Genomic DNA, 15050 nt, shown 5'->3' on the forward strand with positions numbered 1-15050 from the left:
TTAATGTAAGAGACTGCTTTACCCAAGCGCCTTGACCACTGCATTGCCCATTTCCTCGGTACCGACCTTGGTGGTACCGGCTTCAAAAATATCCCCGGTGCGCAAGCCCTGCGCCAGCACCTTCTTGACCGCGGTCTCGATGCGCTCGGCCTGCTCGGTTTTACCGAGCGAGAAGCGCAGCATCATCGCGGCCGACAAAATCGTCGCCAGCGGATTGGCGATGCCCTTGCCGGCGATGTCGGGCGCGGAACCGTGCGAAGGCTCGTACAAGCCCTTGTTGCTGGCGTCGAGCGAGGCCGATGGCAGCATGCCGATCGAACCGGTGAGCATGGCCGCGCAGTCGGACAAAATATCGCCGAACATGTTCCCGGTGACCATGACGTCGAATTTCTTCGGCGCGCGCACCAGCTGCATGGCGGCGTTATCGACGTACATGTGATCGAGCTCGATGTCCGGATATTCCTTGTGCACGTCGGTGACGATGTCGCGCCAGAACTGGAACGTCTCCAGCACATTGGCCTTGTCCACGCTGGTGACGCGCTTGCTGCGCTTTTGCGCGGCCTGGAAGGCCACGTGCGCGATGCGGCGGATTTCCGTTTCGGCGTAGCGCATGGTGTCGAAGCCTTCGCGCTCGCCCTTGAACGGGCCGTCCGGGCATTCGCGCACGCCGCGCGGCTTGCCGAAATAGATGTCGCCGGTCAGTTCGCGGATGATCAGGATGTCCAGGCCCGATACCACTTCGGGCTTGAGGGTCGACGCGCCGGCCAGTTCCGGATACAGGATCGCCGGACGCAGGTTGGCGAACAGCCCCAGTTCCTTGCGCAAGCCGAGGATGGCCTGTTCCGGGCGCAGCGAGCGCTCCAGGGTGTCGTACTTGAAGTCGCCGACGGCGCCGAACAGCACCGCGTCGGCGCTCTTGGCCAGCGCCAGCGTGGCCGGCGGCAGCGGGTGGCCGTGGGCGGCGTAGCCGGCGCCGCCGACGTCGGCCGTTTCCATTTCAAATTGTTCGCCAAGGACGTTCAGTACCTTGACCGCTTGCGCCATGATTTCAGGGCCGATGCCGTCGCCCGGCAGGATTGCAATCTTCATGTGATCTCTCTTGTCGTCAGATAATGCGTGGGGTTCAGATGACGTTGGCCAGCCAGGGCTGGGCCGCCAGGTGGCGCTCTTCGAAGGCGCGGATCTCGTCCGCGTGGCGCAAGGTCAGGCCGATGTCGTCCAGGCCATTCAACAGGCAGTATTTGCGGAACGGGTCGATCTGGAATTCATACGTGAGCGAACCGTTGCTCGTCGAGATGCGCTGCTGCTCCAGGTCCACCACCAGGCGAAAGCCCGGGAACGCCTTGACTTCGTTGAACAGGTGCTCGACCTGCGACTCGGTGAGGACGATCGGCAGCAGGCCGCTCTTGTAGCAGTTGTTGAAGAAGATATCGGCGAAGCTCGGTGCGACGATGGCGCGGAAACCATACTGGTCGAGCGCCCACGGCGCGTGTTCGCGCGAGGAGCCGCAGCCGAAGTTTTTGCGCGTGAGCAGGATCGAGGCGCCCTGGTAGCGCGCCTCGTTGAGTACGAAGTCGGGATTGAGCGGACGGCTGCTGTTATCCTTGCCCGGCTCGCCGTGGTCGAGATAGCGCCATTCGTCGAACAGATTGGGGCCGAAGCCGGTACGCAGGATCGACTTGAGGAACTGCTTGGGGATGATGGCGTCGGTGTCGACGTTGGCGCGGTCGAGCGGGGCCACCAGGCCTTCGTATATCGTAAATTTATCCATGGTCTTTTGCAGTGTGGGCGCGCCCCCGCCTGGGCGGGAGCGACGCGGCGGTCCGCGGAGCCGCCTGTTATTTTTTGCCGGCGCCGTCTATTTTCTGGCCGACTTTTTGAATGTCCTTGCCAAGGCCCGATACGGTGTTGCAAGCGGCGAGCAGCAGTGCGATGGCGAACAGGGCAAACAGCTTTTTCATTACAAACTCACTGACGATGGATGTTAGCGCAGTGCGCGCACGTCGACGAAATGGCCGGTGATGCCGGCCGCCGCCGCCATGGCGGGCGATACCAGGTGGGTACGCCCGCCCTGCCCCTGGCGACCTTCGAAATTGCGGTTCGAGGTCGAGGCGCAGCGCTCGCCCGGCTCAAGCCGGTCGGCATTCATGGCAAGGCACATCGAGCAGCCTGGCTCGCGCCATTCGAAGCCCGCGTCCTTGAAAATCTTGTCCAGTCCTTCGCGCTCGGCCTGGTCTTTCACCAGCCCGGAGCCCGGCACCACCAGCGCCAGGCGCACGTTGGACGCGCGGTGCTTGCCGCGCACCACGGCCGCAGCCGCGCGCAAATCTTCGATGCGCGAATTTGTGCACGAACCGATGAACACCTTGTCGATGCGGATGTCGGCGATCAGGGTGTTGGGCTGGAGGTTCATGTAGACCAGCGCCTTTTCCATGGCGTCGCGCCGCACGGCGTCTTTTTCCTGGTCGGGATCGGGCACGCGGCCATCGATCGAGGTGACCATTTCGGGCGAGGTGCCCCAGGTGACCTGCGGCTTGACGTCGGCGGCGTTGAGCAGCACGACCATGTCGAACTGGGCGCCCTGGTCCGAATGCAAGGTGCGCCAGTAGTCGACCGCGCGGTCCCAGTGCGGACCGGCCGGCGCGTAAGGGCGGCCCTTGACGTAATTGATGGTGGTGTCGTCCACGCCGATCATGCCGGCGCGCGCGCCCGCTTCGATCGCCATGTTACAGACCGTCATGCGCCCTTCCATCGACAGCGCGCGGATCGCGGCGCCGCCGAATTCGATGGCGTAGCCGGTGCCGCCGGCGGTGCCGATCTTGCCGATCACGGCCAGCACGATATCCTTGGCGGTCACCCCGGCCGGCAGCACGCCGTCGACCTGCACCAGCATCGACTTCGATTTCTTGGCCAGCAGCGTTTGCGTTGCCAGCACGTGTTCGACCTCGGACGTGCCGATGCCGTGCGCCAGGCAGCCGAAAGCGCCATGGGTGGAGGTGTGCGAGTCGCCGCATACCACCGTCATGCCGGGCAAGGTGGCGCCCTGCTCCGGACCGATCACGTGCACGATGCCCTGGCGCTTGTCGTTCATGTTGAAGTAGGTCAGGCCGTAACTCTTGGAGTTGGCGTCCAGCGTTTCGACCTGCAGGCGCGAGGTGGGGTCAAGGATGCCGTCCTTGCGGTCGGTGGTCGGCACGTTGTGGTCGGCCACCGCGAGGTTGGCCGAATTGCGCCATAGCTTGCGGTTGGCGGCGCGCAGGCCATCGAAGGCCTGTGGGCTGGTCACTTCATGCAGCAGGTGGCGGTCGATGTAAAGCACCGTCGTACCGTCGTCGTCGGAACGCACGATGTGCGATTCCCAGAGTTTGTCGTAGAGCGTTTTTATCATGATGGAAGGTAGTAGGCGACTGCATGAATCAAGTACCGCATTTGATTATGCCATATTTGTGCAGCGCAGTAAGCCTTGCCCCATTTTGATACTTTCGCAGTTTTCGATACGCCTTTACTGAAGTTTATTCACTTAACGTATCGGATTAACGAACGATGGCTGGTCGACGCGGCATGCGGAAGGAACTGAAGAATTCCTCGACCCTTACCCTCGATGCCGGGTCGTCCTTGTAGAAGGCAGTTGCCACGTACGCCTTGGAGCCGGCCAAGCCGAAACTGAGCGAACGCATCATGCCGCCCGGAAGCCTGACCTTGACCGACCCTCGCTGATGGCGATCGGAATCCCAGCCCGTCTCGCGCGACACCAGCTCGCCGTCGGTGCCGGCCGCCGCGTCCTGCAGGATCTGCAGGACCTTGCCGACGTCGGGGGCCGCCGCGCCGAAGTCGATGATCTGCACGGTGTATTCCCGTCCTTCCGCCATCGCGACGGACTGCTGCGCGTTTGCGCCGCCCAGTCGTGCGCGCAGTGCCGGCGGGATGGGCACTTTCTTCGGTTCGCCCGGGAAGTCGATGAGCAGCTCGCGGTCGGGCGACACCCAGAAATAGACGTTCGGGTCGACCGGCGTGGTACGGCTGAGGTCATGGAAGGGGTTGGGCACCTGGCGGTAGCGGCCGCCCTGAACTATTGCCGCCCTCCCCATGCCGATGATCTGCAGGACGATGAACAAGCCTGCCCAGAACTTGATCACATTGGAATCGGGACCCGGCACCTCGCCGAAATCGTTGTCGCCGCCGGTGCCCGCAATGACGCAGTAGATCATCATCGATCCGAACCAGAAAATGGCCGAGGCGACGCTGACGAAATTCTTCTGGCCCGCGGCTGCGCCGAGCGCAATGGCCAGGATGAACCAGAACAGCCACTTGCCGCTGATGTTCACGTCGTGCAGGCGCAGCACCATCAGGCGCACGCAGAAAAACATCGCGATCACGGCGCCGGCAAGGATTGCGGCAAAGGCGGCGAACTGGCCTTTCGGCGCAATCACCGGGGCCAGCACGGCGATCAGGATCAGCGGCAGGAAGACCGGCAAGGCATAGGCCAGCGCGCGCAGGCGGCCGATGCGCCCTTCCATCGACAAGCCGAACACGCCCGGCGCGTCCTGCTGTTGGCTCGCCGCGGCGCTGCCGCCGGTCGATGCTGGCGTGCCATACACCCCGGCGGGCGCAGCGACGATATCGACCCGGCTCAGGAACCACTGGTACAGGGCCCGGTTTTGCTCGAAAGCGGCGACGGGAGCGCGTATCGTGATGGCGCATACGGTGCCGTCGATGCGGATGCAGGCGACCAGGTAGCGGCTCTCGGATTCATCGCCCGGAAAGGTGCCGGTAAATTCGATGGCCTTGCCCTTGACCCGGTCGCCCCACTCTGCGCCGTCGATGTCGTACGGTTCGCCATCCTGCTTGAGGTAGCGCATTTCGTGCCGCACAAGCGCCAGGCGCATGCCCACCCACTGGTTCAGCGACACGTCGGGACGGCGAAGACCGCTCGCTTCGAGCACGCTGCCGCTGCTGTCGGCGTGAAAGCGCAAGCCCCTTGGCATGCTGCTCTGGCGCCAGTCGGCGGGAACGAAGAAGGCAAGGCCGATACCGGCGATGGTGACGTTGCGCGGCTTGAGGGCGGCGATATCGAGCGGGGCGCCGGCCTGTTGCCGTACCGCGGCGGGCGCTGGCTGCGCCGGGACGACCGGTGCCGGCGCGAGCGTCGCCGCCGAATCGCGCGCCGCCGCAGCGGCCCTGGCCAGCGACGCTTCGATGCCCTTCCTGAGCCACTCGACCCGGTCCCTGGCGATGGCGAAGCTGCGGTCGCTCAGGGCGACCAGGATGCCCGCTTCGGCGTGCAGCATGCGCACCACGTCCGCGCCGGACAGCGAATCGATGGCGCTGCCGTGATGCCGCTCGACCCGCTCGCGCACTTCCGAGATCAGGATCGACTGCCCAGTGGCGCCGGCGGTATCGGACAGGTGCAAGCTGATGTTGGCAGCATCGCTGCCGGGCGGCCGAACGACTGGAACAAAAAATTTGGTGTGAACGAATTTTTTCCATGCCGGATTCAACAATCCGTTCGCCTGCGCGGCGCTGAGCACCTGCTCGAAATCTTGCGACATCTAATATTAACTTTCAATGAAATGATAGCCGGATCGTGATCGCCACCACGGCGCCCTCGATGCGCAAACAGGCCAGCAGGAAGCGGCTCGCGGCCTGGTCTGCGGAAACTCGATCGTCATGCCACCGTCGGGCGAGGTCCACACCTAGTTCGGCACCGGCGTGCCGCGCCCGGACGCGGAAGCGGACGTCACGTCCGGCACCTTGCGCGCATCCAAGTTGCGCATCTTTGACTGCCCCACCAGCGAAAACACCTGGAGGGCGACGAACACGCCCGCGCCGACCTTGATCAGGGTGGAATCCGGACCCGGGGCCTCGCCGAACTCGTTCTCGCCGTCGGTGCCGGGAATGAAGCAGTAGATGATCATCACGCCGAGCCAGAAAATGATCGAGGCGACGTTGGCGAAATTGCGGCCGCCCAAGGCGCCGGCCACGCACACGGCGAGAAGGAACCCAAAAATCCACTTGCCGCTCAGGTTCACGTCGTGCATGCGCAGCACCAGCAGCCGCACGCAGAACAACATCGAAAAAATGACACCGACGCCAATCGCGCCCATCGCGCCGGAAGCGCCTTTCGGCGACAGGATTCCCAACGCCACGGCCAGCACGATCAACGGCATGAACGCCACCAGCGAATACGCCAGCGCGCGCAGGCGGCCGATGCGGCCTTCCATTGAGAAGCCAAACGCGCCCGGCTCGTCGCGCGGCTGCTCCAGGTCGGCGTAGCCGCGCCCCGATGCGGGCGCGCGGTAAGGATCGACCGCGACGCGGTCGGCGTAGCCGGGCCCCTGGTAAGGCTCGGCCGCGACGGTCTCATCGAATTCGACGCGGGTCAGGAGCCACTTGTACAGGGAGCGGTTGTGCTCGAAATCGTCCGCCGGCGCGCGGATCGTGATCGCCACCACGATGCCGTCGATGCGCACGAGGGCGACCAGGCAGCGGCTCTCGAACGCGTCGCCGGGAACGGTCCCGGTAAATTCGATGGCCTTGCCGGTGACCCGGTCGCCCCACTCGAAGCCGTCGATGGCGTAAGCTTCGCCGGCTTGCTTCAGGTAGCGCATGTCGTCCTTGACCACCGCCAGGCGCGTTTCCACCCACTTGTTGAGCGAGACTCGGGGACGCACATAACCGACCGCTTCGAGCACCGTGCCGGTGCTGTCGTCATGAAAGCGCAAGCCGTCCGCCATGGTGGACTTGCGCCATGCGGCCGGCACAAAAAATTGCAAGCCGATCTGGGCGATGGTGGCGTAGCGCGGCTTGAGCGCGGCGACATCGAGCGGACCACTGGCGGCACGCCGCACCGGGGCAGGCTTGTCGAGAACGACCGCTGCGGGCGCCGGAGCCGGCGCGGCTGCGTGCACAGTCGCGGCTGCGCCGGCCTTGGCGGCGGCGGCCTTGGCCAGCGACGCTTCGATGCTATTCCTGAGCCAGGCCACGCGCTCGTGGGCGATGTCGAAGCTGCGGTCGCTCAGCGCCACCAGGATCGCGACATCGGCCTGCAGCAAGCGCACCACATCGGCGCCCGAGAGCGCGGCCAGCAGGCTGCCTTGCCCATCTTCGGCCCGTTCGCGGACTTCCGAAATCACGATCGAACGCAAGCCGTCGCCCTTGCTGTCGCGCGTGCGCAGCTTGACGCCGCCGCTCTCACTGGCGCCAGGCTGGACGACGGGAACGAAAAACTTCGTATTCACGAATTTTTTCCACGCTGGGTTGATCGAACCATTCGCCTGCGCTGCGGTGAGCACTTGCTCAAAAGTTTCCGACGCCATTTTATTTACCATTATTAATATTAGTTTTCTTTTTGCAAGAATTTGGTCGCCATCGTGCCATGTATTGATCGGCAAGACAACTTGACTGTTGTAAATATGGGAAGGAACGCGGGAAACTGCGCACCGCCCCGGAGCTGGTCCGAGGCTGAAGTTTATTCACTTAATGTATCGCATTGACGAACGATCGCTTGGCTTAGCGGGTCAGGGTGAACGATCGAAGGAACTCGTCGACCCTTGCCGTCGATGCCGGGTCGCTCTTCGATACGGCCAGCGCCATGTACGTTGTTGAGCCGGCCACGGCAAACCGGGCCGAGCGCATGACCCCACCCGGGAGCCGTACCTTGACCTCGCCTCCCGGATGGCCCATGAAAAACAGGCTCATCTTTTCACTCACCAGTTCGCCCTCGGCGCCGATCACCGACGCCCGCATCGCGAGCACAACGAGCTCGGCGTCGAGCGGCGTCTGTCCATAGTCGACCGCTTGTACCAGGTAGATCCGGCCTTCCGCCGTGGTGCTGAATTGCCGCGTGACGCCGCTGCCGGGGCGCGCCTGCAGCGCTTCCGGCGTAGCCATTTCCTGCGGCTTGCCGGGAAAATCGACCGTCATGTTCTTGTCGGGCGAGGCCCAGAACCAGACATTGGGGTCGACCGGCGTGGTGCGGTCGAGATAATGTACCGGGTTGGGAACCTGGCCGTCGCCGAAGCCGTTCTTCTGCAAATGCCGCCCGATCGAGGCCGCCTGCAGGAAGATGAGCATGCCCGCGCCGAGCTTGACGAGGTTGGAATCGGGGCCGGGCGCGTCGCCGTAATCGTTGTCGCCGTCGCTGCCTCGCACGAAGCAGTAGGTGAGCATCGATCCGATCCAGAACATCAGCGACGCGACGATGACGAAGTTCTCCTTGCCCAGTGCCGCACCGAGGCCGATGGCCAACATGAACCCGAGCAGCCACTTGCCACTCACGTTCACGTCGTGCAGGCGCAGCACCATCAGGCGCACGCAGAAAAACATCAACACAGCGATGCCCACCAGGATCGCGGAACTCCCGCCGCGCGATATTTTCGGCAGGATCGAGGCGCTCCCGATGGCCAGCAGGACCAGCGGCAGGAACACCGGCAGCGAATACGCCAGCGCGCGCATGCGGCCGATGCGGCCTCGCATCGAGAAGCCGAACACGCCCGGCTCGTCGCCCGCTTCGATCACCCCGGCGCCTGATGCCGGCGCGCCGTACACTCCGGCCGGCCCAGCGACGATGTCGATCCGGCTCAGGAACCACTTGTACAGGGCCCGGTTTTGCTCGAAGGCGGCAGCCGGTGCGCGTATCGCCATGGCGCACACGGTGCCATCTATGCGGATGCAGGCGACCAGATAGCGGCTTTCGCATTCGTCGCCGGGGAAGGTGCCGGTAAATTCCATGGCCTTGCCCTTGACCCGGTCGCCCCAGTCGTCGCCGTCGATGTCGTACGGTTCGCCATCTTGCTTGAGGTAGCGCATTTCGTGCTGCACGATCGCCAGGCGCATGCCGACCCACTGGCTCAGCGAGACGTTGGGACGGTGAAGACCGGTCGCATCGAGCACGCTGCCGCTGCTGTCGTCGCGAAAGCGCAAGCCCCTCGGCACGCTGCTCTGGCGCCAGTCGGCCGGCACGAAGAAGGCGAGGCCGATATCGGCGATGGCGACGTTGCGCGGCTTGAGGGCGGCGACGTCGAGCGGTGCGCCGGCCTGCTGCCTTGCCGGGGCGGGCGGTGCCTGCGCGGAGACGACCCCTACCGGCGCCCCCGCCGCTGTGCGCGCCGTGGCGGCGGCCTTGGCAAGCGACGCTTCCATGCCCTTCCTGAGCCACTCGACCCGGTCCCGGGCGATGTCGAAAGTGCGCTCGCTCAGGGCAAGCACAATGCCCGCTTCGGCGTGCAGCATGCGCACCACGTCCGCGCCCGACAGCGAGGCGATGGCGCCGCCGTGATCCCGCTCGACCCGCTCGCGCACTTCCGAGATCAGGATCGACTGCCCGGCGCTGCCGCTGCGACCGGACAGGTGCAGCGTGATGCCGCCGGCCTCGGCGCCGGGCGGCCGGACGACAGGCACGAAAAACGTGGTATTGACGAATTTTTTCCACGCCGGATTTAACGATCCGTCCGCCTGTGCAGCGGCGAGCACTTGCTCAAAATTTTCCAGCACCATCGATGAACGTCCGTTATCTACCTTAGCCTGCCCAACAGGAAAACGACTTGCAGGAGGATGAACAGTCCCGCACCCACCTTGACCAGGGTGGAATCGGGACCGCTCTCGTCGCCATAATCATTCTCGCCGTCGGTGCCTGGAACCAGGCAGTAAACGAGCATCGATCCTAACCAGAAAATGGCCGACGCCGCGACCATGAACTCCTTCTGGTCGAAGGCGCCCATCAGCACCATGGCCCCGAAAAAGCCGATCAGCCATTTGCCGCTCAGGTTCACATCGTGCATGCGCAACACCATCAGCCGTATGGACAGATAGATCGTGGCAATGCCAGCCAGGGCGCCGATGGAATAGATGGCCACGCTCGCATCCGTTCCAACCACGACAGCCGCCGCCACCAGGACGCCGGTAGCAACGATGAACGGCGTCGAGTAGGCCATTGCCCGCAGCCGGCCGATGCGGCCTTTCATCGACAAGCCGAGCATTCCAGGTGCATCGCCCGCTTCGCGCTGCGCGCCGCCAGCGCCGCCGATGGAGGCCGCCGAGACGCTGTAGACCCCGGCCTCCAGCGCATTGACGCTGGCACCGCCGGAAACGACCGCCATGCTGTATCGCTCGGCCGCCACCGGCTTGATGTTGACGCGGCCGAGCAGCCATTGGTACACGGCGCGGTTTTGCTCGAAGCTGGCGTCCGGGGCATGGATCGTGATCGCCACCACGGTGCCCTCAATGCGCAAACAGGCCAGCAGGAAGCGGCTCGCGGCTTTGTCGCCGGCGAACGTGCCGCTAAATTCGGCGGCCTTGCCTTCGATGCGCTCGCCCCAGCCTTCGCCGTGAAGGTCGTATGCAGCGCCGTCCTGCGTCAGGTAGGGCATTTGCTGCTGCACCATGCCGACGCGGTTGCTCATCCACTGGGTCAGCGAGACGTTGGGACGCAGCGATCCGGTCAGTTCCAGCACCGTGCCGCCCTGCTTGTCCTGAAAACGCAGGCCGCCGGGCGTGCTGCTCTCGCGCCAGGCGGCCGGCACGAACAAGGCGAGGCCGATGGTGGGCATGACGACGCTGCGCGGCTGGAGCGCGGCGATGTCGAGGGCAGCGACCGGAGGTCGGCCAACGCTGGCCCGGGCCGGTGGTGCCTTGTCGAGGATGACCGGCGCGCGCACCGGTTCAGTTGCGCGAACCGGCACGGATGCTGGTGCTGGTGCTGGTGCTGGTGTTGATGCGGGTGCGGGTGCCGATGCGGCGGCGTGCGCCTTGGCGGCGGCCTTGGCCAGCGACGCTTCGATGCCCTTCCTGAGCCATTCGACCCGGTCGCCGGCGATCTCGAAAACCCGGTCGCTCAAGGCAATGCGGATGCCGGCGCCGGGCTGCAGCATGCGCACCAGCTCAAGTCCCGGCAGCGCCGTCAGCACGCTGCCGTGCGGCGGCTCGACCCGCTCGCGCACTTCGGCCACCAGGATCGAGCGCTTGCCGTCGCCCCCGGCATCGGTCAGGTGCAATTCGGCGCTGCTGGCGGCGCTGCCTGAAGTCGATCTGACGGGAACGAAAAACTGCGTGTTCACCAATTTTTTCCAGGCCGGATGCAAGGATCCATCCGCCTGTGCAACGCTCAGCACCTGCTCAAAAGTTTCCGCCGCCATCGATGCATGACTTTCAGTGAGGTTTTCAGGAAGAAATAAACGATGCCATACTGTCATGCGACAAAAGGCATGACAATGGAAATCTCGTCAATACGGGAGAAAAACGGAAACGCTGCCGCGGGACGGGTCCGGCGGCAGCGCTTGGGGACGATCAGGCGGCGACTTTGAGGGTGCCGCGGCAGCCATCCATGAGGAACGACAGGCCGACCACCAGTACCAGCTCGCCTTCGGCCGAGCGCGCGGTGCCGGTGATGCCGTCGACGCTGATGGCGGTCATCGGCTTGATCACCAGGTCGGCGGTACCGTCCACCGCTTCCACCGCGAGGATGTAAGGCTGGGGCGCGGCGATCACGATGCCGACTTTTTCGGAACAGGCTTCGTAGCCGAGCGAGCTTGCCAGCGAACGCACCGGCAGCGGGCGGCCCTGGTCCTTGAGCACCGGCGCGCCGCCGACGTTCATGAAGTTATCGGGCAGTTCGACCACGCGCTGGACCACCGCCATCGGCAGCGCCAGGGCGGCGCCGGAGGTCGACACCAGCATGGTCGGCACGATCGACAGTTCGATCGGCAGGCGGATCGCGAACTTGGTGCCGTGGCCGAGCGAGGAATCGATGTGGATCGCGCCACGGTTCTTTTCCACGGCGGTCTTGACCACGTCCATGCCGACTCCGCGCCCGGACACCGAGGACGCCACTTCCTTGGTCGAAAAGCCCGGCAGGAATACCAGCTGGTAGGCTTCTTCGTCGCTCTGGGCGCCGTTTTCGTTGATCAGGCCTTTTTGCACGGCCTTGCGGCGCAGCGCGTTCGGGTCCATGCCTTTGCCATCGTCCTGCAGCACGATCATGACGCTGTTCGCTTCCTGCCAGGCCTTGAGCGAGATGAAGGCCTTGGACGGCTTGCCGGCCGCGAGCCGGTCTTCGGGCGACTCGACCCCGTGGTCGAGCGCATTTCTGAGCATGTGCACCAGCGGGTCGTACAGGCTGTCGACCACCACGCGGTCGACTTCGGTCTCGGCGCCTTCGATGGTCAGTTCGACGTCCTTGCCCAGGTCCTTGGCCAGTTCGCGCACCAGGCGAGGGAATTTCTGGAACAGGCGTCCGACTGGCTGCATGCGCGTGGCCAGCGTGGCGCGCTGCAGTTCGGCCGAATAGCGCGAGGCGCGTTCCAGCGTTTCGGTCAGGGTCGCCATGAGGGTGGCGGCGGGACCTTCAAATTTGAATTGCAGCAGGCGTTCGAGCAGCACGGCGGCCTGGTTGGCGGCCTGCACCGACTCGCCGGCCACTTCGAGCAGGGCGTCAAGCTTGACGGCGTCGACGCGGATGCTGTCTTCCTTGGCGGGCGCGGAGGCGGCGCGGAATTCCTGCACTTTTTCTTCGCGCCGGTCGGCGCCGGCGTCGGCGCCAGCCGGTTTGGCGGCGGCAGGTGCGTGCGCGGCGGCGGCCACCACGGGAGCGGCTGCGGCTGCGGGAGCGGCTGCGGGAGCGGCGGCAGGCTTGTCGGCCGGCGTGTAGGTACCGGCCGGCGTGACCGAGATGAACATGGCTTCCCAGTCGAGTCCATCGGCGCCGGGCGTGCTGGTGGACGCGGCGGCTGCGACGGGAGCGGCTGCGGCCGGGGCGGCGGCAACCGCTGCGGGTGCCGCCGCTGCCACCGGGGCTGCCTTGGGCGGGGCGTCGCCCTTGCCTTCGATGGCGTTGACCAGGATGCGTTCGAGCGAGTCGGGCATCGAGGCCAGTTGTTCGGGACGGGCGCCGTTCGACAGGTCGGTCAGCTGGTCGGCCACGAAGCCGGAGGCTTGCAGCGCCGCTTCGATGGCGATCGGCGTGACCGGGGCGGCGCCGGTGCGCAGCGCGTCGAACAGGTTCTCGGTCAGGTGGCAGGCTGCCACCAGGGCTGGCAGGTTCATGAAGCCCGCCCCGCCCTTGATCGTGTGGAACGAGCGAAACACCGCGTTGAGCGTTTCCTTATTGTTCGGATCGCGCTCGAGGGCGAGCAGGTGTTCTTCTACGTTGACTGCAAGATCCATCGCCTCGACGACGAAATCCTTGAGCATATCGTCCATTAGAATCCCAGGTCGGCAAGTAAGTCGTCAACATTGTCTTGATCGAGTGCGACGGACGGGAACGATGGCCCCGACATCAGCGCTGGCTTGTGCAACAGTTTTTCGCGGACGGCCGGCGGCGCGTTATCGCGCAGCAGCTCGGCCAGTTCGTGTTCCACCGTCTTGGTGATGATCACCACTTTCTTGATCAGCTGGCCCGTGATGTCCTGGAAGTCCTGGGCCATCATGATGTCGAGCAGGCGCGCTTTTTCCGCTTCGGTGGCGTCGGTGACGGCCTGGGCAAAGGCGCGCGAGTCGCCGGCCAGGGTCTTGAATTCGTCAATACTGAGCTTGCCCGCGAACAGGTCGCCCCAGCGCGTGTCCATGACCTTGGCTTTCTTCGACAGCACGTCCTGCGCCGGCATGCCTTCGTCGAGCGTATTGAGGACCTTGTTGGCGGCCTGCTCGGTCAGGCTGGCGACGTATTCGAGGCGGTCCTGGGCATCGACGATCTGGGTCGACGCTTCCGACAGGGCCTTGTCGTAGCCCAGTTCGCGCAGGGAGTCGTGCAGCAGGCGCACGATGCCGCCCAGGCGTTCGAACATGGGTTTGCCGTGTTCGTCGGTTTCGACGCTGTCGACGGCGCCTTCCGCTGCGGGGACGGCAGCGACGGCGGCTGGCGCAGCCACGGCGGCGGGCGCGGACTCGGGCGGACGGGTCGAAGCGACCTGGTCGAACAATGCTTCCATATCGTCTTCAGCAGCCGCGGCCGGCGCCGGCGCAACTGCGGGCGCCGGTTCGCTGCTGCGCTGCGCGGACACTTCCTCGAATAATGCGTCGAAATCATCAGCGGCGTCGGTCATAGTCCCTGCTTCTCCATGTTTGTAAGGTGTTCGCAATCAATCTGCTGGTGTCTGGTGGTGCCATGCAAGTTCGGGGCAGAGCATGATGCGCGGCAACATCGCCGGTTTACGCGAGTTTAGCAGCGTGCAGTGCCCTTGGTAAATCACTGTGCATGGGTCGCGCCAAAATGGCACGCGAAACTTGTGCCATCGCCAATTAAAACGTGACTTTGATGTGCAATTGACACTGTGGAGTGTTGTATTTCGAAGGTGCGGCGCTGCGGGCAGTGGCAATTCGCCCGCGCCCGGAAAAAAATGGGACATCAGCCGCCTCCAGCTTGCTTGTCAATTTGATCAAGATCAAAGGTTTGCGTTCTATCAATCGTCAGAACGCGCACTACAATACAGAATACGACTTGCTGCGGGGAGAACTCATCATGTATCGGAAGATCCTGATTACGACCGATGGCTCGGCGGTATCGAAACACACCGCCTGTGCCGGCGTCAATTTCGCCAAACAGATGGGGGCCGATGTGCTGGCCCTCTATGTTGCGCCGGAGTACCAGTACCCGGTGTACGTGGAAATCATCCCGCCCTCCTATCCCAGCGAAGAGGAATACCTGGCGCAGATGCGGCGCGTCGGCCAGGAGCACCTGGATTCGGTCCTGCGGGCGGCGCAGGATGCGGGGCTGCGCTGCGAGGGCATGACCGCCTTTGCCGATGCCGCCGCGCTCAAGATCGTCGAGGTGGCGGAGCAGCGCCAGTGCGACCTGATCTTCATGGGTTCGCACGGGCGCAGCGGCTGGGGCCAGCTCTTGCTGGGCAGCGTGACGAACAAGGTGCTCTCGCACACCAGCAAGCCGGTACTGGTGCACCGGCTGATCAAGGAACCGGGAACCTAGCGGTTACCTAGGAGTCTGCGCGGCAGACGGAATTTGACCTCGCGAAACCGAGGCGGACGCGGCGAGCCGCGAGGCCGTCTCCGATTTCAGGCTCAAACGTGAGCCGATTTGCCGTGCTTGACAGCGAATTCGG

General features: G+C 64.5%; 11 protein-coding genes. 1 reads left to right on the forward strand and 10 read right to left on the reverse strand.

Features of this window, described 5'->3' with window-relative positions:
• Positions 1-18 precede the first annotated feature (18 nt).
• The 10 genes from leuB to F2P44_RS18320 all read right to left on the reverse strand — a co-directional run bounded on the left by leuB (position 19) and on the right by F2P44_RS18320 (position 14036).
• Positions 19-1089 (reverse strand): 3-isopropylmalate dehydrogenase, encoded by a 1071-nt coding sequence (gene leuB, locus F2P44_RS18275; protein ID WP_167088472.1) that lies wholly within the window; start codon positions 1087-1089, stop codon positions 19-21.
• A gap of 34 nt (positions 1090-1123) precedes the next feature.
• Positions 1124-1771, reverse strand: a complete 648-nt coding sequence (leuD, locus tag F2P44_RS18280) for a 3-isopropylmalate dehydratase small subunit (RefSeq protein ID WP_167088473.1) — start codon at positions 1769-1771, stop codon at positions 1124-1126.
• A 67-nt stretch (positions 1772-1838) separates the two neighbouring features.
• Positions 1839-1961, reverse strand: coding sequence for an entericidin A/B family lipoprotein (locus tag F2P44_RS18285; RefSeq protein WP_167088474.1), 123 nt, complete (start codon positions 1959-1961; stop codon positions 1839-1841).
• Positions 1962-1984: 23 nt separating this feature from the next.
• The gene (leuC, locus tag F2P44_RS18290; RefSeq protein WP_167088475.1) at positions 1985-3388 is read right to left on the reverse strand and encodes a 3-isopropylmalate dehydratase large subunit; all 1404 of its coding nucleotides are present in this window, start codon (positions 3386-3388) and stop codon (positions 1985-1987) included.
• A 145-nt stretch (positions 3389-3533) separates the two neighbouring features.
• A complete protein-coding gene (locus F2P44_RS18295) occupies positions 3534-5549 on the reverse strand; it encodes a DUF805 domain-containing protein (RefSeq protein ID WP_167088476.1) in 2016 nt (671 codons plus the stop codon).
• Between the two features lie 144 nt (positions 5550-5693).
• Entirely contained in the window at positions 5694-7238 is a 1545-nt protein-coding gene (locus F2P44_RS36400; RefSeq protein WP_167088477.1) for a DUF805 domain-containing protein, read from the reverse strand.
• A 271-nt stretch (positions 7239-7509) separates the two neighbouring features.
• Positions 7510-9495 (reverse strand): DUF805 domain-containing protein, encoded by a 1986-nt coding sequence (locus tag F2P44_RS18305; RefSeq protein WP_167088478.1) that lies wholly within the window; start codon positions 9493-9495, stop codon positions 7510-7512.
• Positions 9496-9512: 17 nt separating this feature from the next.
• Complete coding sequence (locus F2P44_RS36405) at positions 9513-11054, reverse strand: DUF805 domain-containing protein (RefSeq protein WP_167088479.1); 1542 nt, start codon at positions 11052-11054, stop codon at positions 9513-9515.
• A gap of 229 nt (positions 11055-11283) precedes the next feature.
• On the reverse strand, positions 11284-13194 hold the full coding sequence (locus F2P44_RS18315) for a chemotaxis protein CheA (protein WP_167088480.1): 1911 nt from the start codon (positions 13192-13194) through the stop codon (positions 11284-11286).
• Positions 13194-14036 carry a protein phosphatase CheZ gene (locus tag F2P44_RS18320; RefSeq protein ID WP_167088481.1) on the reverse strand — a complete coding sequence of 281 codons (843 nt, stop codon included), beginning with the start codon at positions 14034-14036 and terminating at the stop codon, positions 13194-13196. Before F2P44_RS18320 ends, F2P44_RS18315 begins: the two co-directional genes overlap by 1 nt.
• Before the next feature lie 416 nt (positions 14037-14452).
• On the opposite strand from F2P44_RS18320, the gene F2P44_RS18325 reads away from it, so the two are divergent.
• Entirely contained in the window at positions 14453-14917 is a 465-nt protein-coding gene (locus F2P44_RS18325) for a universal stress protein (protein WP_167088482.1), read from the forward strand.
• Positions 14918-15050 lie beyond the last annotated feature (133 nt).

It is taken from the genome of Massilia frigida (assembly GCF_011682175.1).
GTDB lineage: Bacteria > Pseudomonadota > Gammaproteobacteria > Burkholderiales > Burkholderiaceae_D > Telluria_A > Telluria_A frigida.

Bases quoted from the DNA above. Each gene is read 5' to 3' on its own strand.
- leuB (WP_167088472.1), bottom strand. From the start codon at position 1,089: ATGAAGATTGCAATCCTGCCGGGCGACGGCATCGGCCCTGAAATCATG.
- leuD (WP_167088473.1), bottom strand. From the start codon at position 1,771: ATGGATAAATTTACGATATACGAAGGCCTGGTGGCCCCGCTCGACCGC.
- F2P44_RS18285 (WP_167088474.1), bottom strand. From the start codon at position 1,961: ATGAAAAAGCTGTTTGCCCTGTTCGCCATCGCACTGCTGCTCGCCGCT.
- leuC (WP_167088475.1), bottom strand. From the start codon at position 3,388: ATGATAAAAACGCTCTACGACAAACTCTGGGAATCGCACATCGTGCGT.
- F2P44_RS18295 (WP_167088476.1), bottom strand. From the start codon at position 5,549: ATGTCGCAAGATTTCGAGCAGGTGCTCAGCGCCGCGCAGGCGAACGGA.
- F2P44_RS18305 (WP_167088478.1), bottom strand. From the start codon at position 9,495: ATGGTGCTGGAAAATTTTGAGCAAGTGCTCGCCGCTGCACAGGCGGAC.
- F2P44_RS18315 (WP_167088480.1), bottom strand. From the start codon at position 13,194: ATGGACGATATGCTCAAGGATTTCGTCGTCGAGGCGATGGATCTTGCA.
- F2P44_RS18320 (WP_167088481.1), bottom strand. From the start codon at position 14,036: ATGACCGACGCCGCTGATGATTTCGACGCATTATTCGAGGAAGTGTCC.
- F2P44_RS18325 (WP_167088482.1), top strand. From the start codon at position 14,453: ATGTATCGGAAGATCCTGATTACGACCGATGGCTCGGCGGTATCGAAA.